The sequence below is a fragment of the Bradyrhizobium uaiense genome (assembly GCF_010811875.1).
Lineage (GTDB): Bacteria > Pseudomonadota > Alphaproteobacteria > Rhizobiales > Xanthobacteraceae > Bradyrhizobium > Bradyrhizobium uaiense.
The window spans coordinates 16,280-35,536 of sequence record NZ_VKHP01000007.1; the positions used below are offsets into that span (position 1 = coordinate 16,280).

At 63.3% G+C, this 19,257-nt stretch carries 16 protein-coding genes; 1 reads left to right on the plus strand and 15 read right to left on the minus strand.

Annotated features, from left to right (window positions below):
• Window positions 1-7: 7 nt before the first annotated feature.
• From rpsC to rpsL, 12 genes are all read right to left on the minus strand, one after another.
• Complete coding sequence (gene rpsC, locus FNJ47_RS03300) at window positions 8-709, minus strand: 30S ribosomal protein S3 (protein WP_024578575.1); 702 nt, start codon at window positions 707-709, stop codon at window positions 8-10.
• A 19-nt stretch (window positions 710-728) separates the two neighbouring features.
• A complete protein-coding gene (gene rplV, locus FNJ47_RS03305; RefSeq protein ID WP_016843750.1) occupies window positions 729-1,115 on the minus strand; it encodes a 50S ribosomal protein L22 in 387 nt (128 codons plus the stop codon).
• A gap of 10 nt (window positions 1,116-1,125) precedes the next feature.
• The gene (gene rpsS / locus FNJ47_RS03310) at window positions 1,126-1,404 is read right to left on the minus strand and encodes a 30S ribosomal protein S19 (protein WP_024578574.1); all 279 of its coding nucleotides are present in this window, start codon (window positions 1,402-1,404) and stop codon (window positions 1,126-1,128) included.
• A 12-nt stretch (window positions 1,405-1,416) separates the two neighbouring features.
• Window positions 1,417-2,250 (minus strand): 50S ribosomal protein L2, encoded by an 834-nt coding sequence (gene rplB, locus FNJ47_RS03315; RefSeq protein WP_163150591.1) that lies wholly within the window; start codon window positions 2,248-2,250, stop codon window positions 1,417-1,419.
• 12 nt (window positions 2,251-2,262) lie between these two features.
• On the minus strand, window positions 2,263-2,562 hold the full coding sequence (locus FNJ47_RS03320; RefSeq protein WP_016843746.1) for a 50S ribosomal protein L23: 300 nt from the start codon (window positions 2,560-2,562) through the stop codon (window positions 2,263-2,265).
• On the minus strand, window positions 2,559-3,179 hold the full coding sequence (rplD, locus tag FNJ47_RS03325) for a 50S ribosomal protein L4 (RefSeq protein WP_163150593.1): 621 nt from the start codon (window positions 3,177-3,179) through the stop codon (window positions 2,559-2,561). The genes FNJ47_RS03320 and rplD overlap by 4 nt, the downstream gene beginning before the upstream one ends.
• Before the next feature lies 1 nt (window position 3,180).
• Window positions 3,181-3,900: a 50S ribosomal protein L3 gene (gene rplC / locus FNJ47_RS03330; protein WP_163150595.1), complete on the minus strand. Its 720-nt coding sequence runs from the start codon at window positions 3,898-3,900 to the stop codon at window positions 3,181-3,183.
• Window positions 3,901-3,954: 54 nt separating this feature from the next.
• Window positions 3,955-4,263 (minus strand): 30S ribosomal protein S10, encoded by a 309-nt coding sequence (rpsJ, locus tag FNJ47_RS03335; RefSeq protein WP_002712302.1) that lies wholly within the window; start codon window positions 4,261-4,263, stop codon window positions 3,955-3,957.
• A gap of 91 nt (window positions 4,264-4,354) precedes the next feature.
• Window positions 4,355-5,545, minus strand: a complete 1,191-nt coding sequence (gene tuf / locus FNJ47_RS03340) for an elongation factor Tu (RefSeq protein ID WP_163150597.1) — start codon at window positions 5,543-5,545, stop codon at window positions 4,355-4,357.
• Between the two features lie 40 nt (window positions 5,546-5,585).
• A complete protein-coding gene (gene fusA, locus FNJ47_RS03345) occupies window positions 5,586-7,658 on the minus strand; it encodes an elongation factor G (protein WP_163150599.1) in 2,073 nt (690 codons plus the stop codon).
• Window positions 7,659-7,687: 29 nt separating this feature from the next.
• Entirely contained in the window at window positions 7,688-8,158 is a 471-nt protein-coding gene (gene rpsG, locus FNJ47_RS03350) for a 30S ribosomal protein S7 (RefSeq protein WP_021081660.1), read from the minus strand.
• 15 nt (window positions 8,159-8,173) lie between these two features.
• Window positions 8,174-8,545, minus strand: coding sequence for a 30S ribosomal protein S12 (rpsL, locus tag FNJ47_RS03355; protein WP_163150601.1), 372 nt, complete (start codon window positions 8,543-8,545; stop codon window positions 8,174-8,176).
• A 700-nt stretch (window positions 8,546-9,245) separates the two neighbouring features.
• Between rpsL and FNJ47_RS03360 the strand changes: the two genes are divergently transcribed.
• Window positions 9,246-10,454, plus strand: a complete 1,209-nt coding sequence (locus FNJ47_RS03360; protein WP_163150603.1) for an FAD-dependent monooxygenase — start codon at window positions 9,246-9,248, stop codon at window positions 10,452-10,454.
• Between the two features lie 50 nt (window positions 10,455-10,504).
• Here FNJ47_RS03360 and FNJ47_RS03365 read toward each other — a convergent pair whose 3' ends face one another.
• From FNJ47_RS03365 to rpoC, 3 genes are all read right to left on the minus strand, one after another.
• Complete coding sequence (locus FNJ47_RS03365; protein WP_163150605.1) at window positions 10,505-12,547, minus strand: ABC transporter ATP-binding protein; 2,043 nt, start codon at window positions 12,545-12,547, stop codon at window positions 10,505-10,507.
• Window positions 12,548-12,771: 224 nt separating this feature from the next.
• Window positions 12,772-14,832, minus strand: a complete 2,061-nt coding sequence (locus FNJ47_RS03370; protein WP_163150607.1) for an FAD-dependent oxidoreductase — start codon at window positions 14,830-14,832, stop codon at window positions 12,772-12,774.
• A 179-nt stretch (window positions 14,833-15,011) separates the two neighbouring features.
• Window positions 15,012-19,214, minus strand: a complete 4,203-nt coding sequence (gene rpoC, locus FNJ47_RS03375; RefSeq protein ID WP_163150609.1) for a DNA-directed RNA polymerase subunit beta' — start codon at window positions 19,212-19,214, stop codon at window positions 15,012-15,014.
• Between the last annotated feature and the right edge of the window lie 43 nt (window positions 19,215-19,257).

The following is a 19,257-nucleotide window of genomic DNA, read 5'->3' on the forward strand; positions in this document are numbered from 1 at the left end:
CTTTGCCTCAAGCGGCGTCGCGGCGCGAACGCGGGGTGTTATCGCCCTCGGCCATCTTCTTGTCCTGGGCCATCGGGTCGTGCTCGAGGATCTCGCCCTTGAAGATCCAGACCTTGACGCCGCAGGTGCCGAAGGTCGTGAACGCGGTGGCAACGCCGTAATCGACGTCGGCGCGCAGGGTGTGCAACGGCACGCGGCCCTCGCGGTACCACTCCATGCGCGCGATTTCGGCGCCGCCGAGACGGCCCGAGCAGTTGATGCGGATGCCGCCGGCGCCGAGACGCATCGCCGACTGCACGGCGCGCTTCATGGCGCGGCGGAACGCCACGCGGCGCTCGAGCTGCTGGGCGATCGATTCGGCGACCAGGGTCGCGTCGAGCTCCGGCTTGCGGATTTCGACGATGTTGATCACGACGTCCGACGAGGTGATGTCGGCGACCTTCTTGCGCAGCTTGTCGATGTCGGCGCCCTTCTTGCCGATCACGACGCCCGGACGAGCCGAGTGGATCGTCACGCGGCACTTCTTGTGCGGACGCTCGATCACGATGCGGGCGACGGCCGCCTGCTTGAGCTCCTTGTGCAGGATCTCGCGGATCTTGACGTCTTCATGCAGCAGCTTGCCGTATTCCTGCTTGCCGGCGAACCAACGGGAGTCCCAGGTCCGGTTGATGCCGAGACGCAGCCCGATTGGATTGATCTTTTGACCCATCGTCTTCTCCTGCGCCGCTTTAAGCGCTTGCCTCGGCCTCGACCTGACGAACCACGATGGTCAGGTGCGAGAACGGTTTGAACACACGGCCCGAACGGCCACGGCCGCGCGGAGCAAAACGCTTCATCACGATGCCGTTGCCGACATGCGCCTCGGCGACGACGAGATCGTCGACCTCGAGGTCATGGTTGTTCTCGGCGTTCGCGATCGCCGATTCCAGGCACTTCTTGACGTCGACCGCGATCCGCTTGCGCGAGAACTGCAGGTCGGCGAGCGCAGCGGACGCCTTGCGGCCGCGGATCAGCTGCGCCACCAGGTTGAGCTTCTGCGGGCTGACGCGCAGCATGCGGGCGACGGCCTTGGCCTCATTGTCCGCGAGGCTACGTTCGCGCTTTGGTTTGCTCATCGGTTAATCCTCAAGCCTTCTTGGCTTTCTTGTCGCCCGAATGGCCGTGGAAGGTCCGCGTCGGCGAGAACTCGCCGAACTTGTGACCCACCATTTCCTCGTTGATTGCCACCGGCACGTGCTTGTGGCCGTTATAGACGCCGAACGTCAGGCCGACGAACTGCGGCAGGATGGTCGAGCGGCGGCTCCAGATCTTGATGACGTCGTGACGGCCGGACGCGCGGGCGGCATCTGCCTTCTTGAGCAGAGAACCCTCGACGAACGGGCCTTTCCAGACTGAACGAACCATGTCCGGCGTTCCTTACTTCTTCCGCTTGTGGCGGCTGAGGAGAATGAATTTGTTGGTCGACTTGTTGGTGCGGGTCTTCTTGCCCTTGGTCGGCTTGCCCCACGGAGTAACCGGGTGGCGACCGCCCGAGGTACGACCTTCACCACCGCCGTGCGGATGGTCGATCGGGTTCATGACGACGCCGCGGTTGTGCGGGCGCCAGCCGAGCCAGCGGGTACGACCGGCCTTGCCGATCGAGATGTTCATGTGATCCGGGTTCGAGACCGCGCCGATCGTGCCGCGGCAACGGCCGTGCACGAGACGCTGCTCGCCCGAATTCAGGCGGACGATCACGTAGTCCTGGTCGCGGCCGACAACCTGGGCGTAGGTACCGGCGGAGCGCGCCAGCTGGCCGCCCTTGCCGATCCTCAGCTCGATGTTGTGCACGATCGTGCCGACCGGCATGTTGCCGAGCGGCATGACGTTGCCCGGCTTCACGTCGACATAGTTGCCGGCGACGACGGTGTCGCCCGCGGCCAGACGCTGCGGCGCCAGGATGTAGGCCAGCTCACCGTCCTGATACTTGATCAGCGCGATGAACGCGGTGCGGTTCGGATCGTACTCGAGCCGTTCCACGACCGCCGGCATGTCCACCTTGTCGCGGCGGAAGTCGACGGTGCGGTAGGCCTTCTTGTGGCCGCCGCCGCGGAAACGCACGGTGATGCGGCCGGTGTTGTTGCGACCGCCATTGCCGAGCTTGCCCTCGGTCAGCGTCTTCACCGGCTTGCCCTTGTAGAGCGCCGAACGATCGACCATGACCAGCTGGCGCTGGCCCGGCGTCGTGGGATTGTAGGTTTTCAATGCCATCGTCGTTGCGCCTTATAGTCCGGTAGTCACGTCGATGCGGTGGCCCTCTTCAAGGGTCACGATCGCGCGCTTGGTGTCCGACTGCGAGCCGAGATTGCCGCGGAACACCTTGGTCTTGCCCTTGCGAACGAGAGTGTTGACGCTCTTCACCTTGACGTCGAACAGCTTCTCGACCGCTTCCTTGATCTGCGGCTTGGTGGCCTTGCCGGCGACCTTGAACAGCACCTTGTTGTGCTCGGAGGCGAGCGTCGCCTTTTCCGTCACGACGGGAGAGATGATGACGTCGTAGTGGCGCGGATCGATGTTCTTCATTTGAAGCGCGCCTCCAGCGCATCAACCGCAGCCTTGGTCAGCACCAGCTTGTGGCGGCGGAGAATGTCGTAGACGTTGATGCCCTGGATCGGCAGCACGTCGATGTTCGGGATGTTGCGGGCCGCGGTCGCGAAACCGGCGTTCAGCTCGGCGCCGTCGATGATCAGCGCATTGGTGAGCCCGAGGCCGGAGAAGTGACCGAGCAGCGCCTTGGTCTTGGCGGCCTCGAGCGCGGCGTTGTCGATCACGATCAACCCGCCGTCCTTGGCCTTGGCCGACAGTGCATGCTTCAGCGCCAGCGCGCGCACCTTCTTCGGCAGGTCGGTCGCATGCGAGCGAACGACCGGACCGAACGCACGGCCACCGCCGCGGAACTGCGGCACGCGGGCCGAGCCGTGACGAGCGCCGCCGGTGCCCTTCTGCTTATACATCTTCTTGCCGGTGCGCCAGACGTCGGCGCGGCCCTGGGCCTTGTGCGTGCCGGCCTGACGCTTGTTCAGCTGCCACTGCACGCAGCGCTGAATGATGTCGGCGCGGGGCTCGAGACCGAAGATCGCGTCAGAGAGCTGAACGGATCCGGCGTCCTTGCCTTCAAGGGTCGTGACTTTCAGTTCCATCTCACGCGCCCTCCTTCTCGGCCACAGCTTCGGCAGCGTCGCCGCCGGCAACCTTGAACTTGCCGGGCTTCGGAGCTTCCTTCGGCAGCGGCTTCTTGACGGCGTCGCGCACCGAGATCCAGCCGCCCTTGGAGCCGGGAACGGCGCCTTCGACGAGGATCAGGCCGCGCTCGACGTCGGTCGAAACCACGCGCAGATTGAGCGTGGTGATGCGGTCGACGCCCATGTGACCGGGCATCTTCTTGTTTTTGAAGGTCTTTCCGGGGTCCTGACGACCACCGGTCGAACCGATCGAACGGTGCGAGATCGACACACCGTGGGTGGCGCGCAGACCGCCGAAGTTCCAGCGCTTCATGCCGCCGGCAAAGCCCTTACCGATCGAGGTGCCGGTCACGTCGACGAACTGGCCGACCACGAAATGGTCCGCCTGGATTTCCGCGCCGACCGGGATCAGCGCGTCCTCGGACACGCGGAACTCGGCGAGCTTGCGCTTCGGCTCCACCTTGGCGACCGCGAACTGGCCGCGTTCGGCCTTGGGCATGTACACCGTCTTGCGGGCGCCAGAGCCGAGCTGAAGAGCGACATAGCCGTTCTTCTCGGTCGTGCGGTGGCCCAGCACCTGGCAGTTGCCCAACTTCAGCACGGTCACAGGGATATGCTCACCGGTCTCCGTAAAGACCCGCGTCATCCCGACCTTTTGTGCGATCACTCCGGAGCGCATCGGCGTGCTTCCTGTCTTTCTGTCCGCAAGCGGCGGACGTAAAAATCCAAAACCTTAGAGCTTGATCTCGACGTCGACACCGGCGGCCAGGTCGAGCTTCATCAGCGCATCGACGGTCTGCGGGGTCGGGTCGACAATGTCGAGGAGGCGCTTGTGAGTGCGCATCTCGAATTGCTCGCGGCTCTTCTTGTCAACGTGCGGCGAACGGTTGACGGTGAACTTCTCAATGCGGGTCGGCAGCGGAATCGGTCCGCGAACCTGAGCACCGGTGCGCTTCGCCGTGTTCACGATCTCACGGGTCGACGTATCGAGGATCCGATGGTCGAACGCCTTGAGACGGATACGAATATTTTGGCCGTTCATTGCCGCTGTCTTTCTCTGTCGTCTTATCTGCGAATGGTGGCTAACGGGCAGCGGATGATTTCATCCGCTACCCGCCAATCCTGTTCGCTTATTACTCGATGATGGCGGAGACGACGCCCGAGCCGACGGTGCGGCCACCTTCGCGGATCGCGAAGCGGAGCTTCTCTTCCATCGCGATCGGCACGATCAGGTGCACTTCCATCGCGATGTTGTCGCCCGGCATCACCATTTCGGTGCCTTCGGGCAGGTGCACGACACCGGTCACGTCGGTGGTGCGGAAGTAGAACTGCGGACGGTAGTTGGTGAAGAACGGGGTGTGACGACCGCCCTCTTCCTTGGTGAGGATGTAAGCCTCGGCCTTGAACTTGGTGTGCGGCTTGACCGAACCCGGCTTGCACAGCACCTGGCCACGCTCGACTTCCTCGCGCTTGGTGCCGCGAAGCAGCGCGCCGATGTTGTCGCCGGCCTGGCCCTGATCGAGCAGCTTGCGGAACATTTCGACGCCCGTGACGATCGTCTTCTGGGTGTCGCGCAGACCGACGATTTCGATTTCCTCGCCGACCTTGATGACGCCGCGCTCGACACGGCCGGTCACCACGGTGCCGCGACCGGAGATCGAAAACACGTCTTCGACCGGCATCAGGAACGGCTGGTCGATCGGACGCGCCGGCTGCGGGATGCTTTCGTCGACGGCGCGCATCAGCTCGAGAACCGCATCGTGGCCGAGCTTCTTGTCCTTGTCTTCGAGGGCGGCGAGTGCCGAACCCTTGATGATCGGGATGGTGTCGCCCGGGAATTCGTACTTCGAGAGCAGTTCGCGGACTTCCATCTCGACCAGTTCGAGCAGTTCCGGATCGTCGACCATGTCGCACTTGTTGAGGAACACGACGAGCGCCGGCACGCCGACCTGGCGGGCGAGCAGGATGTGCTCGCGGGTCTGCGGCATCGGGCCGTCGGCGGCCGACACGACCAGGATCGCGCCGTCCATCTGGGCGGCGCCGGTGATCATGTTCTTGACGTAGTCGGCGTGGCCGGGGCAGTCGACGTGCGCGTAGTGGCGGTTCTGCGTCTCGTACTCGACGTGAGCGGTCGAGATCGTGATGCCGCGCGCCTTCTCTTCCGGCGCCTTGTCGATCTGGTCGTAGGCGGTGAACGTCGCGCCGCCGGTTTCTGCAAGCACCTTGGTGATCGCTGCGGTCAGCGAGGTCTTGCCATGGTCGACGTGACCGATGGTTCCGATGTTGCAGTGGGGCTTGTTACGCTCGAATTTTGCTTTGGCCATTTGACTCTCCGTTCAGTCGTTAGTTGCGAACCAACGACAATCAAGCAAACTTTTTCTGGACTTCAGCCGACACGTTCGCCGGAGCTTCGGCGTAGTGATCGAACTGCATCGTGAAGGTTGCGCGACCCTGGCTCATCGAGCGCAGGTTATTCACGTAACCGAACATGTTCATGAGCGGCACCATCGCATTGATGACGTTGGCGTTGCCGCGCATGTCTTGGCCCTGGATCTGGCCGCGCCGGGAATTCAGGTCGCCGATGACCGAACCGGTGTAGTCTTCCGGGGTCACCACCTCGACCTTCATGATCGGCTCGAGCAGAACGGACTTGCCCTTCGTCAGCGCCTCGCGGAACGCAGCCCGCGACGCGATTTCGAACGCCAGCGCCGAGGAGTCGACGTCGTGATACTTGCCGTCGACCAGCTGCACCTTGACGTCCACCACCGGGAAGCCCGCGACGACGCCGGAGCCCATCACGCTGTTGAGGCCCTTTTCGACGCCGGGGATGTATTCCTTCGGAACCGCACCGCCGACGATCTTCGATTCGAACTCGTAGCCCTTGCCGGGCTCGTTCGGCTCGACGACGATCGACACTTCGGCGAACTGACCGGTACCGCCGGTCTGCTTCTTGTGCGTGTACTTGACTTCGGCCTTCTTGGTCACGCGCTCACGGAACGCCACCTGCGGCGCGCCGATGTTAGCATCGACCTTGTAGGTGCGCTTGAGGATGTCGACCTTGATGTCGAGGTGCAGTTCGCCCATGCCCTTGAGAATGGTCTGGCCGGACTCCTGATCGGTCGACACGCGGAACGACGGATCCTCCGCAGCGAGCTTGGCAAGCGCCACGCCGAGCTTTTCCTGGTCGGCCTTCGACTTCGGCTCGATCGCGATTTCGATCACCGGCTCCGGGAATTCCATCTTCTCGAGGATGACCTGCTTGTCGGGATCGCACAGCGTGTCGCCGGTGCGCGCTTCCTTCAGGCCCGCCAGCGCGACGATGTCGCCGGCATAGGCTTCCTTGATGTCCTCGCGGTTGTTCGCATGCATCAACAGCATACGGCCGATACGTTCCTTCTTCTCGCGGGTCGAGTTCACCACGCCGGTGCCCGACTGCAGAACGCCGGAATAGATGCGGCAGAACGTGATGGTGCCGACGAACGGGTCGTCCATGATCTTGAACGCGAGCAGCGCCAGCGGCTCCTTGTCGTCCGCCTTGCGCACGACTTCGTTGCCATCCTCATCGGTGCCCTTGATCGCGGGCACGTCGATCGGCGACGGCAGGTAGTCGACCACGGCGTCGAGCAGCGGCTGCACGCCCTTGTTCTTGAACGCGGAGCCGCACAGCACGGGATAGAAAGCGCCGGTGAGCACAGCCTTGCGGATCAGGCGCTTCAGGGTCGCCTCATCCGGCTCCTTGCCGTCGAGGAACGCAGCCAAAGCGTCGTCATCGAGCTCGACGGCGGCTTCCACCATCTTCTCGCGATATTCCTTGGCCTGCTCGACCATGTCTTCCGGGATGTCGACATAGTCGAACTTGGCGCCGAGCGATTCATCGTTCCAGACGATGCCCTTCATGACGACCAGGTCGACGAGACCCTTGAAGTTGTTCTCGGCACCGATCGGCAGCTGGATCGCGATCGGCTTGGCGCCGAGGCGGTCGACGATGTCGGACAGGCACTTGAAGAAGTCGGCACCGGTCTTGTCCATCTTGTTGGCGAAGACGATGCGCGGAACCTTGTACTTGTCGCCCTGGCGCCAGACGGTCTCGGTCTGCGGCTCGACGCCCTGGTTGGAGTCGAGAACACAGACGGCACCATCGAGCACGCGCAGCGAACGCTCGACTTCAATGGTGAAGTCGACGTGGCCGGGGGTGTCGATGATGTTCAGACGCTTGCCGTTCCAGAACGCGGTGGTCGCAGCCGAGGTGATCGTGATGCCACGCTCCTGCTCCTGCTCCATCCAGTCCATCGTCGCGGCACCTTCGTGCACTTCGCCGATCTTGTGGCTCTTGCCGGTGTAATAGAGGATGCGCTCGGTGGTCGTGGTCTTGCCGGCATCGATATGCGCCATGATACCGAAGTTGCGGTAGTTCTCTATGGCATGAACGCGGGGCATAGGCTGTTCCTTAAATTCCGTTATTCGCCTTACCAGCGATAGTGCGAGAAGGCGCGGTTGGCTTCCGCCATCCGGTGCACGTCTTCACGCTTCTTGACGGCGTTGCCGCGATTGTTCGAGGCATCGAGCAGCTCAGCCGAGAGGCGCTCCGTCATGGTCTTCTCGTTGCGCTCGCGGGCGGCCGAGATCAGCCAGCGGATGCCGAGCGCCTGACGGCGCACCGAACGGACTTCCACCGGCACCTGGTAGGTCGCGCCGCCGACGCGGCGGGAACGGACCTCGATGGTCGGCATCACGTTCTCGAGCGCCTGCTCGAACACGCCGAGCGGGGGCTGCTTGGTCTTGGCCTCGATCATGCCGAGCGCACCGTAGACGATGTTTTCGGCGACCGACTTCTTCCCGGCGTACATCACCGAGTTCATGAACTTCGTAATGATGATGTTCCCGAACTTCGGATCCGGAAGAACTTCACGCTTCTCAGCAGAATGGCGACGCGACATCTGATCGTTTCCCGCTTACTTCGGACGCTTCGCGCCGTACTTCGAACGACGCTGCTTACGGTTCTTGACGCCCTGGGTATCCAGCACGCCACGGAGGATGTGGTAGCGCACGCCGGGCAAGTCCTTGACGCGGCCGCCGCGGATCATGACCACCGAGTGCTCCTGCAGGTTATGGCCTTCACCCGGGATGTAGCCGATCACCTCGAAGCCGTTGGTCAGGCGCACCTTGGCGACCTTACGAAGCGCCGAGTTCGGCTTCTTCGGGGTCGTGGTGTAGACGCGCGTGCACACGCCGCGCTTCTGCGGCGACTGCTGCAGCGCCGGCACCTTCTTGCGCGTCTTCTGCACTTCACGTGGTTTTGCGATCAGCTGGTTGATCGTCGGCATGCAGCCTTCACCCTTTAGTTCGCGCGAAAGCCTTGAATGGCTCCGCAAATTTCTTCTCAGGACTAGCCGTCCCGTTCGGCCCGCTCGACGCGGAACAAGCAACCGCGCAAAGCGAAATCGCGCCAACCACTCATCACTGAGCGGAAAGCGCATCGACGCCACAGAGGACCGCGATCCCGGACCGTTCAGCGTTCGCTGTTCGGTCCGCCACCGAGGTCATGCATCCGAATTTACTCTCAAGAGGACGTGCTCAAGAGAACCAAAATCGTCCTGGCATTGCCTAGCTATCATCGACAGCGTTTGAGCGGCATTCGTCGAGGTTGGTGCCCGTCCGGCTCCTCAAAAAGGGCCGTTGGGTGTTCCGTTCCGACGCTGGCTAGCTCACCGCCTGTCGTTAAGTGGGGGCCTTGTATAATCGAGAGGTAGTGAAGTCAAGCAAAACGACAAGCCAAGAAACGCCTCTGGCACTTGCGTATTTCGCATTTCGCCAACACGCGGTGCGCGACGAAATATGACAGCCTCGTCGCCTCACCTCACCCTTACCCGAATCTCAGGCCCACTGCCCGACTCATATATTATCCGGGTAAAATAAGAATAGAAACAACTCTCCCCAACTTCGTCCTGAAGGCAAACTTCGAAACTAAGCCTTTATTTGCCATTCGCAGCGCAAAAATCGGGGCCACGGCCACGGAAAGCTCTCATGCGGTACACCGACATCGCGATCATCGGCGGAGGTCTTGCGGGCTCGACCGCAGCCGCCATGCTCGGCCGTGCCGGGATACCGAGCCTGCTGATCGACCCCCACCAGGTCTACCCATTCGATTTCCGCGTCGAGAAGATCAGCGGCGACCTCCAGCTTGGGCGATTCGCCAAGACCGGCATTGCCGATTCCGTGCTCCGTTCGGCGACGCTGGACGGCGAGAACTGGATCGCGCGATTCGGCTATTTGCTCGACCGGCAGCCAAGCCGGCAACACGGCATCATGTACGACGCTTTGATCGGTGCGATTCGGAACGAGATCGCGGGGTCGGCGGAGTTCATTTGCGACAAGGTGGTCAATGTCGCGACCAGCTCCGAGCGGCAGAAGCTCGTGCTCGCCGGTGGCGAGGAGATCTCGGCGCGCCTCGTGGTGCTCGCCAACGGCCTGAATGTCGGACTGCGCCGGATGCTCGGCATCGAGCGGCTCATCACCAGCCACTGCCACTCGATCTCGCTCGGCTTCGATTTCTTGCCCGTCGGCCGCCCCGCCTTCCCGTTTGCGGCCATGACCTATTTCTCGGAGCGGCCGAGCGACCGCATTCCCTACATCACGCTGTTTCCGGTCGAAAACCGGATGCGCGCCAACCTCTTCACCTATCGCCAGGCCGACGATCCCTGGGTGCGGGCGATGCGCCGCAATCCGGTCGAGACGCTGAACGCAGCACTGCCGCGGCTGCGCCGGCTGACCGGCGAGTTCGACGTCGCGGGCGACATCAAGATCAGGCCGGCCGACATCTATGTCAGCACCGGCTATCGGCAGGCCGGCGTCGCGCTGGTCGGTGATGCCTTCGCCAGCACCTGCCCCGTCACCGGCACCGGCACCGACAAGGTGTTCACCGACGTGGCCCAGCTCTGCAACGTCCACATCCCGGCCTGGCTTTCGACCGACGGCATGGGTGAGGAGAAGATCACCGCGTATTACGACGATCCGGTCAAGACTGCCTGCGATGCCTGGTCGAACGCCAAGGCATTCAACTTCCGCGAGGTCTCGATCGGCAGCGGGCCCTATTGGCAAGCCCAGCGCTGGGCGCGCTTCCTCGGCTATCTCGGCCGGGGCACGCTGCGCCGGCTGCAAGGCTCGCCGGCGGCGCCGTCAATGACGCAGCCGGCCACTCATTTCCGGCAACGTCCGCACGCCGACAGGGCGTGATACGAGAGATCGGCTGCAACTAGCGCCAGGCCGTCACCCGCGGCGCGGGCTCACGCCTCCTCGTCTTCGTTTTCGTCCTCATCGTCCTCATCGTCTTCATCATCGTCGTCGTCATCGTCCGCGTCGTCGTCGTCCTCGCCGTGATGCACATGCCCCTGGTCGTCCCACAGCCTGCGGTAGACGCCATTTTGGGCCAGCAGCTCCTCGTGCGAGCCGCGTTCGATCGCCCTGCCGCCCGAGATCACGATGATCTCGTCCATCTCGACCACCGAGGTCAGGCGATGCGTCGACCAGATCATGGTGCGGCCCTCCGCGACCTTGAGCAGCGTGCGGTTGATCGCAGCCTCGGTGGTCTGGTCGAGCGCCGAGGTCGCCTCGTCGAGCAGCAGCACGGACGGATTGCGGATGATCGCGCGCGCGATCGCGATGCGCTGGCGCTGGCCGCCCGACAAGGTATCGCCGCGCTCGCCGACCGGCGTGTCGTATCGCTGCGGCAGGCTCATGATGTAGCGATGGATCTCGGCCTTCTTCGCCGCGTCCTCGACCTCCGCATCGCTCGCGCCTTCCTTGCCGAGCCGAATGTTCTCGCGGATCGACATGTTGAACAGCATGTTCTCCTGGAACACGACCGCCATGTTTGCGCGCAGCGATTCCCGCGTCACCCGGCGGATGTCGACGCCGTCGATGGCGACACGGCCCTCGTCCGGCACGTAGAGCCGCAGGATCAGGTTGATCAGCGTGCTCTTGCCCGAGCCGCTCGGACCGACGATCGCGATGCTCTTGCCGGCATTGAGCTTGAGGCTGAGATTGTCGAGCACCGGCGTCTGTGCCCCCTCATACTGGAAGGTGACGCGGTCGAAGGAGATGTCGTTGGTGATGCGCGGCAGATCCGGCGCCCCGGGACGGTCGGCGCCGCGGGTCGGCTCGTCGAGCAGCTCCTGGATATGCCGCACCGCCGCCGCCGACGAGATCGACACCGGGATGAAATGCATGAGATGGGCGATGTTGTACGACACCTCCCAGAACGCGCTCTCGAAGGTCACGAAGGTGCCGATCGTGATCTGGCCCTTGGTGGCGAGATAGGCGCCGATCGCCAGCACCACGAGGTGGAGCAGCAGCACCGCGATGGTGACGGTGCGCTCCACCATGGTCGACAGGAACATGGCTGACGCGGCCTTGGCCCGGACGTCGCGGTTGCGCAGCGTGAACCAGCCGAGCGCCCGGCGCTGCAGGTTGAACGCCTTCACCACCGCCTGCGCGGCGACGTTCTCCTGCACCGTCCCGAGCAGCGCGGCTTCGTTCTGCTTCTGCTCGTAATTGGCCAGCACCGCCTTCGGCGTCAGGATGCGCGGCCCGATCAGCGTGATCGGAAACACCAGCAAGGCAACCACGGCGAGCTGCCAGTTCAGGAACAGCATCAGGATGATGCCGGCGATCAACTCGAGCCCCGGCAGCGCCGCGCTGTTGGCGAAGGTCTTGACCGAACCCTCGAAGGCCGACAGATCGATCGAGAAGCGCGACAGGATCTCGCCGCGCTTGGTCCGCGCGAAATAGGCCGACGGCAGGTTCTGGACGTGCTCGAAGATGCGCGTCCGGACGTCGGCGATGATGCCGGCGCCAAGCCGCGCGTCCCAGCGCTCGTACCAGACCGCGATGATCGAGGTGACGATGCCGGCCACCGCGAGCACGCCGAGGATCTTGTAGAGGGCCTGGAAATCCTCCTCGCCGAGCGCGTCGTCGATCAGGAATTTCAGGCTGAGGGGCATGATGACGTTGAACAACGTCTCGACCAGCACGCCGAAGGCGACGAACGCGAGCGGCTTCTTGTAGTTGGTCAGGATCGGCCTGATGAAGCCATAGATCGTGGAAAGCGCGCCGGCGGCTTCCTTGGCGGTGAAGACGACGAGATCCTCGTCATCATCATCGTCGAGTTCGAACTCGTCGTCCTCGTCCTCATCCTCTTCGTCGTCAGCCGGCGCGGCCGGCTTGGCGGATACTGCCGGACCAGCCACAGGCGCAAGCTTCTTCTTCAGCTCGGGATCGTCGGCCGCCGCACGCTTCGGATCGTCTGATGCAGGAGGTCTTGGCGCCATGAAACCAACCGATGCTCCACGGCCGGCATGACCGCAAATCGAAACCGCAGCGGCGAACGCTGCCGGTACAATCCTATGCGATCACAATGAATTCGGCAAAGCGTTTGGAACGGCCGGTGCGCGCCACACGCTCCGGTCGAATCGGGATCACGGTCTTGCCGCCGTTTGACACGTGGTTGACGCAAGGCCGATCGCCTTGCGCCAGGTACTGGTCGTCGCTGCCGCTAGTCGTCGAGGTCGGCTTCGACCTTGTCGAAGAAGGAATAGCGCAGGCTGTCGGAGTCGGCGTACCACTGCCCCGGCCCCTTGTTGGCGGCCAGCGTCAGCGTCCACAGCGCATCGGTGCAATCGCGGCGGTGCATCGACAGGTCGAAGCCGTTGCCGAAGAACAACTCCGACCACTCCCACCAGGTGCCGAGCTTCTTCACCCCGCGCAGCAGGTCGTAGCGATCGATCACAGCGGGCGCCATGTCCGAGGTCACCGACGCAAACACGACGCCGCTCTTGACCACGCGGTTGAGCTCGCGTACGCCGCGCACGACCTGCTTCTCGCCGAGATGGCACAGCGAGCTCTCGAACACGAAGTCGAACTCGTTGTCCTTGAAGGGCATGTCGGCGATCGAGCCGAGCTTGTTGTACTTCTTGAGCGCCTTCGGCGTCTTGCCGTGGATGTAGCGGTTGTTCTCGATACCCCAGGCATCGATGCCGCGTTCGCGCAGTGCGCCGACCAGTTCGCCGCTGGCGGAGCCCGCGATCAGGAGCTTGTAGCCCTTCGCCCTGCCCCAGACCGTCTTGATCAGGTCGGTCAGATAGGCCGGGTCGGTGAAGTTGCGCCAGACTTCGCTGTAGGGACCGGCGCCGCGATAATTCTCGAAATAGCTGCGGTCGATCTTGTCGGACAGCGTGCCCTCGTCCTGCGCGCGGGCGCGGCGCAGCCGCATCATCTCGGTGACGATGATGTCGGTCGCGGCATCGGAGGAATCGAGCAATCCGTTCAGCGTCGAATCGAACAGATAGTCGCCGACCACGACGATGCCGGGGTGCTGCTTCGGCTCGGGGCGGTGGTTGGTCATGACGTCGCGCACCGGCAGGCCGCCCGGCAGCGCGTTGACCGACGACAGCCAGCGATGGATCTTGCCCTCGAGGAAGTGTTCGCGCGCATCGCCGAGCGAGGCAGGCAGCGACTTCAGCGCGGCGTCGATCAGTTCCTCGTCAGAGAGATTGGCGAAGGCGAGCGCATCGGAGCCCGCGATCAGCCAGTTCAGCACGCCGTGCTTGCCGACATCGTGGCGCGCGCCCTCGTTGTAGACGCAGCAGCCGCCGAACGCTTCCGACATGAACCAGGCGCCCGGGATCTTCTCGCCCCAGAACGGCTCGTCGAACAGGATCGAGACGCGCAGATAATGCGCCGGCCGGTCGAAATAGGCAACGTGCTTGACCATCGACTTGCGCAGCGTCTCGCCGTCCCAGCGCATGGTCGCGAGCCAGGAGTGCGGCAGGCAGACCAGCACGAGGTCGAAGTCGCGCGTTTCCGGCCCCTTGCCGTTCATCATGTTGAGCTGGTAGCGGCCCTGTTCGGTCTTGCCGACCTTGAGCACGCGATGGTTGAGCTGGATGTCGGCACTGACTTCCGAGCGCAGGCAATCGATCAGCTGCTCGTTGCCGTTCTGGATCGAATACAGGCCGATATAGCCGTCGACATCCATCACGTAGTTCTTCAGCGCGTTGAGGCCGTTGGTGTTGTGGCTCTCGGTCGCGAGATCGGAGCGCGCCATCACCTTGAAGAAGCGCTTGGCGGTCGCGTCCTCGACCTCTTCGTCGAGGATCTGCTCGGCCGTCTTGTAGGCCCAGGGGTGCTCGTTGTCGTGGGATCCGACGCCCTCGTAATATTCGATCGGCGACACCAGGTCGCTGCAGCGCTTGCGGAACGCCTCGATCGCAGCCGCGGTCTTCGGCCCATATTTGCGGCGCATGCCGGGGACGTCGGCGAGCAGCTCGCCGTCGAGGTGCACCTGCTCGGCATCCATCGGGATCGTCTGCAGGCCGAAATGCTGGATCAGCTCGCGCAGCGGATCGGGGCCCGTCATCGAGTAATCGTAGATCTCGGCAACGCCGGCCTCATACATGGCAGGCGCGGTTTCGAATTTGCGCGTGACGACCTTGCCACCCAGGCGGTTCGACGCCTCGAAGATGGTGATGCGGCAAAGGTCGCCGAGTTTGCGCTTCAAATACCAGGCGCTCATCAGCCCCCCGGGGCCGCCGCCTACAATTGCCAAGTCGAGCATATCGATTCCGTCGTCTCCGGCACTGCCAAGCAGCCGGTCTAAGTCACCCTAGCAAAAGCACTTTTCTGCCTGAAGGGAAGATGAACAAACTGCGTTCCTGCACCGCAGCAGGGAAACAAAGCAGCAAAAAGGCCGGCAAAACGCCGGCCTTCTCGTCGTTACCGTAGTCTTGCGGAGGCCTATTCCGCCGGCGGCAGCGCCAGCGGCTCCGCTTCCGGGGCCGTCGGCACGATCGCCGCCTGCTGCTTCTCGCGCTCGTCGAGGATCAGCTTGTCGCGCTTGACCGCGACTTCGCGGATCCGGGCCATCGAGGCGCCGGTGCCGGCCGGGATCAGGCGGCCGACAATGACGTTCTCCTTGAGGCCCTCGAGCGGGTCCACCTTGCCGTTGACGGCAGCTTCGGTGAGCACGCGCGTGGTCTCCTGGAACGACGCCGCCGAGAAGAACGAGCGGGTCTGCAAGCTCGCCTTGGTGATGCCAAGCAGAACCGGCGTTCCCGTGGCGGGCTTCTTGCCCTCCTCCTTGGCCTTGGTGTTGAGCGCGTCGAACTCGATCTTGTCGACCTGCTCGCCCGAGATCATGTCGGTGTCGCCCTGATCGGTGACCTCAACCTTCTGCAGCATCTGACGGACAATCACCTCGATGTGCTTGTCGTTGATGAGCACGCCCTGCAACCGGTAGACCTCCTGGATTTCGTTGACCAGATAGGCAGCGAGCTCCTCGATGCCCTTGATCGCCAGGATGTCGTGCGGCGCCGGATTGCCTTCGACGATGAAATCGCCCTTTTCGACGATGTCGCCGTCCTGCAGGTGGATGTGCTTGCCCTTCGGGATCAGGTACTCGCGCGGCTCCTCGGTCTTGTCCATCGGCTCGATCGAGATGCGGCGCTTGTTCTTGTAGTCGCGACCGAAGCGGATCGTTCCCGCGGTCTCCGCGATGATCGCCGCATCCTTCGGCTTGCGAGCCTCGAACAGTTCCGCCACCCGCGGCAGACCGCCGGTGATGTCACGCGTCTTGGCGCTCTCGGTCGAGATACGCGCCAGGATGTCGCCGGGCATCACCTTCGCGCCGGTATCGACCGACAGAATGGCGTCGACCGACAGCATGTAGCGGGCATCGCCGCCACGCGCGAGCTTCATCACCTTGCCGTCCTTGCCCTTGACCACGATGGCCGGACGCAGGTCCGAACCGCCGCGCGTCGTGCGCCAGTCGATGACCACACGCTTGGCGATACCGGTGGACTCGTCGAGCGTTTCCGAGATCGACTGGCCTTCGACCAGGTCCTCGAACCCGATCGTGCCCTCGACTTCGGTGAGCACCGGGCGGGTATAGGGATCCCACTCCGCGATGCGCTGGCCACGCTTGACCATGTCGCCTTCGTCGACGTGCATCTTCGAACCGTATTGAATACGGTGGGTTGCACGCTCGGTGCCGTCGGCATCGACGATCGCAACGACCATGTTGCGCACCATCGCGACCAGGTTGCCTTCGCTGTTGCGGGCGATTGCCTTGTTCCTGATCACGATCTTGCCGTCGAAGTTCGATTCGACGAACGACTGCTCGTTGAGCTGCGCCGCACCGCCGATGTGGAACGTGCGCATCGTCAGCTGCGTGCCAGGTTCACCGATCGACTGCGCCGCGATGACGCCGACGGCCTCACCGTGGTTGACCGGGGTGCCGCGGGCCAGATCGCGGCCGTAGCACTTGGCGCAGATGCCGTTGATCAGCTCGCAGGTCAGCGCCGAGCGGATCTTCACTTCCTGGATGCCGGCCTGCTGGATCGCGTCGACATGGGTCTCCTCCATCAACGTGTCGCGCTTGACGACAATCTCGTTGGTGGCGGGATCACGCACGTCATCGCAGGCCGTACGGCCGAGGATGCGCGAGCCGAGCGAGGCAACGACCGTGCCGGCATCGACGATGGCGCGCATCTTGATGCCGAGCTTGGTGCCGCAATCGGTCTGCGTGATGATGCAGTCCTGCGCGACGTCGACCAGACGGCGGGTCAGGTAGCCCGAGTTCGCGGTCTTCAACGCGGTGTCCGCGAGGCCCTTACGGGCACCGTGGGTCGAGTTGAAGTATTCGAGCACCGACAGACCTTCCTTGAAGTTGGAAATGATCGGCGTCTCGATGATCTCGCCCGACGGCTTGGCCATCAGGCCGCGCATGCCGGCGAGCTGGCGCATCTGGGCCGGCGAACCACGCGCACCGGAGTGCGCCATCATGTAGATCGAGTTGATGTCGGCATCGGCTCCCGCCGCCGTCTTCTTGGTCGACGAGATCTCCTTCATCATCGCCTTGGCGACTTCTTCACCGGCCTTCGACCAGGCGTCGACGACCTTGTTGTACTTCTCGCCATGGGTGATCAGACCGTCATTGTACTGCTGCTCGAAATCCTTCGCGAGCGTACGGGTCTGGTCCACGATCTTCCACTTCGACGCCGGCACGACCATGTCGTCCTTGCCGAACGAGATGCCCGCCTTGAAGGCGTTGTAGAAGCCGAGCGCCATGATGCGGTCGCAGAAGATCACCGTCTCCTTCTGACCGCAGTGACGGTAGACCTGGTCAATCACGCCGGAGATCTCGCGCTTGGTCATCAGCTTGTTGATGATGTCGTACGAGATCTTGGTGCTCTTCGGCAGCAGGTTGCCGAGCATGACGCGGCCGGCGGTGGTTTCGATCCACCGCTTGGACATCTTGCCTTCCTCGTCCATGCCTTCCCACCGGTACTTGATCTTGGTGTGGAGGTGGATGACCTTCGAATGCAGGGCGTGCTCGAGCTCGGCCATGTCGCCGAAGATCTTGCCCTCGCCGGGCAGGCCTTCGCGCATGATCGAGACGTAGTAGAGGCCGAGCACGATGTCCTGCGACGGCACGATGATCGGCTGGCCGTTCGCCGGATGCAGGATGTTGTTGGTCGACATCATCAGGACGCGCGCTTCCAGCTGCGCTTCAAGCGACAGCGGAACGTGCACGGCCATCTGGTCGCCGTCGAAGTCGGCGTTGAAGGCGGCGCAGACCAGCGGATGCAGCTGGATCGCCTTGCCTTCGATCAGCACCGGCTCGAACGCCTGGATGCCCAGGCGATGCAGCGTCGGCGCGCGGTTGAGCAGCACCGGATGCTCGCGGATCACCTCATCGAGGATATCCCAGACCTCCGGACGCTCCTTCTCGACCAGCTTCTTGGCCTGCTTCACCGTGGTGGACAGGCCCTTGGCGTCGAGCCGCGAGTAGATGAACGGCTTGAACAGTTCGAGCGCCATCTTCTTCGGCAGGCCGCACTGATGCAGGCGCAGCTCGGGACCGACCACGATCACCGAACGGCCCGAATAGTCGACGCGCTTGCCGAGCAGGTTCTGACGGAACCGGCCCTGCTTGCCCTTCAGCATGTCGGCGAGCGACTTCAAAGGCCTCTTGTTGGCGCCGGTGATGACGCGGCCGCGGCGGCCGTTGTCGAACAGCGCGTCGACGGCCTCCTGCAGCATGCGCTTTTCGTTGCGGATGATGATGTCGGGCGCACGCAACTCCATCAGCCGCTTCAAGCGGTTGTTGCGGTTGATGACGCGGCGATACAGGTCGTTGAGGTCGGAGGTCGCGAACCGGCCGCCGTCGAGCGGCACCAGCGGACGCAGGTCCGGCGGAATCACCGGCACCACCGTCATGATCATCCATTCCGGCTTGTTGCCGGAGACGCGGAACGCCTCGACGATCTTCAGACGCTTGGCGAGCTTCTTGTGCTTGATGTCGGAGTCGGTCTCCGCCATGTCGGCACGCAGCGTCGCCTCGAGCTTCTCGAGCTCGAGACCCTTGAGCAGCTCGCGGATCGCCTCGGCGCCGATCATGGCGGTGAAGCTGTCCTGGCCGTACTCGTCCTGCGCCTTCAGATACTCGTCTTCCGACAGCAGCTGACGGTCCTTCAGCGCGGTCAGACCCGGCTCGAGAACGACGTAGTATTCAAAGTACAGGATCCGCTCGAGATCCTTCAGCGTCATGTCGAGCAGCAAGCCGATGCGCGACGGCAGCGACTTCAGGAACCAGATGTGGGCGACCGGCGCCGCCAGCTCGATATGGCCCATGCGCTCGCGCCGGACGCGCGACAGCGTCACCTCGACCGAGCACTTTTCGCAGATGATGCCCTTGTACTTCATCCGCTTGTACTTGCCGCACAAGCACTCGTAGTCCTTGATCGGCCCGAAGATGCGCGCGCAGAACAGGCCGTCGCGCTCCGGCTTGAAGGTACGGTAGTTGATGGTCTCCGGCTTCTTGATCTCGCCGTAGGACCACGACAGAATCTTCTCCGGAGACGCGATCGAAATCCGGATCTGGTCGAAGACCTGGGCCGGCGTCGTCGGATTGAAAAGATTCATAATCTCTTGGTTCATGGTCTTCTCCTCGCGTGCCGATCGTCACCGGCAGCAAATTCGA

Coding starts and splice junctions, on each gene's coding strand:
- rpsC (WP_024578575.1), bottom strand. CDS start 709: ATGGGTCAAAAGATCAATCCAATCGGGCTGCGTCTCGGCATCAACCGG.
- rplV (WP_016843750.1), bottom strand. CDS start 1,115: ATGAGCAAACCAAAGCGCGAACGTAGCCTCGCGGACAATGAGGCCAAG.
- rpsS (WP_024578574.1), bottom strand. CDS start 1,404: ATGGTTCGTTCAGTCTGGAAAGGCCCGTTCGTCGAGGGTTCTCTGCTC.
- rplB (WP_163150591.1), bottom strand. CDS start 2,250: ATGGCATTGAAAACCTACAATCCCACGACGCCGGGCCAGCGCCAGCTG.
- FNJ47_RS03320 (WP_016843746.1), bottom strand. CDS start 2,562: ATGAAGAACATCGATCCGCGCCACTACGACGTCATCATCTCTCCCGTC.
- rplD (WP_163150593.1), bottom strand. CDS start 3,179: ATGGAACTGAAAGTCACGACCCTTGAAGGCAAGGACGCCGGATCCGTT.
- rplC (WP_163150595.1), bottom strand. CDS start 3,900: ATGCGCTCCGGAGTGATCGCACAAAAGGTCGGGATGACGCGGGTCTTT.
- rpsJ (WP_002712302.1), bottom strand. CDS start 4,263: ATGAACGGCCAAAATATTCGTATCCGTCTCAAGGCGTTCGACCATCGG.
- tuf (WP_163150597.1), bottom strand. CDS start 5,545: ATGGCCAAAGCAAAATTCGAGCGTAACAAGCCCCACTGCAACATCGGA.
- fusA (WP_163150599.1), bottom strand. CDS start 7,658: ATGCCCCGCGTTCATGCCATAGAGAACTACCGCAACTTCGGTATCATG.
- rpsG (WP_021081660.1), bottom strand. CDS start 8,158: ATGTCGCGTCGCCATTCTGCTGAGAAGCGTGAAGTTCTTCCGGATCCG.
- rpsL (WP_163150601.1), bottom strand. CDS start 8,545: ATGCCGACGATCAACCAGCTGATCGCAAAACCACGTGAAGTGCAGAAG.
- FNJ47_RS03360 (WP_163150603.1), top strand. CDS start 9,246: ATGCGGTACACCGACATCGCGATCATCGGCGGAGGTCTTGCGGGCTCG.
- FNJ47_RS03365 (WP_163150605.1), bottom strand. CDS start 12,547: ATGGCGCCAAGACCTCCTGCATCAGACGATCCGAAGCGTGCGGCGGCC.
- FNJ47_RS03370 (WP_163150607.1), bottom strand. CDS start 14,832: ATGCTCGACTTGGCAATTGTAGGCGGCGGCCCCGGGGGGCTGATGAGC.
- rpoC (WP_163150609.1), bottom strand. CDS start 19,214: ATGAACCAAGAGATTATGAATCTTTTCAATCCGACGACGCCGGCCCAG.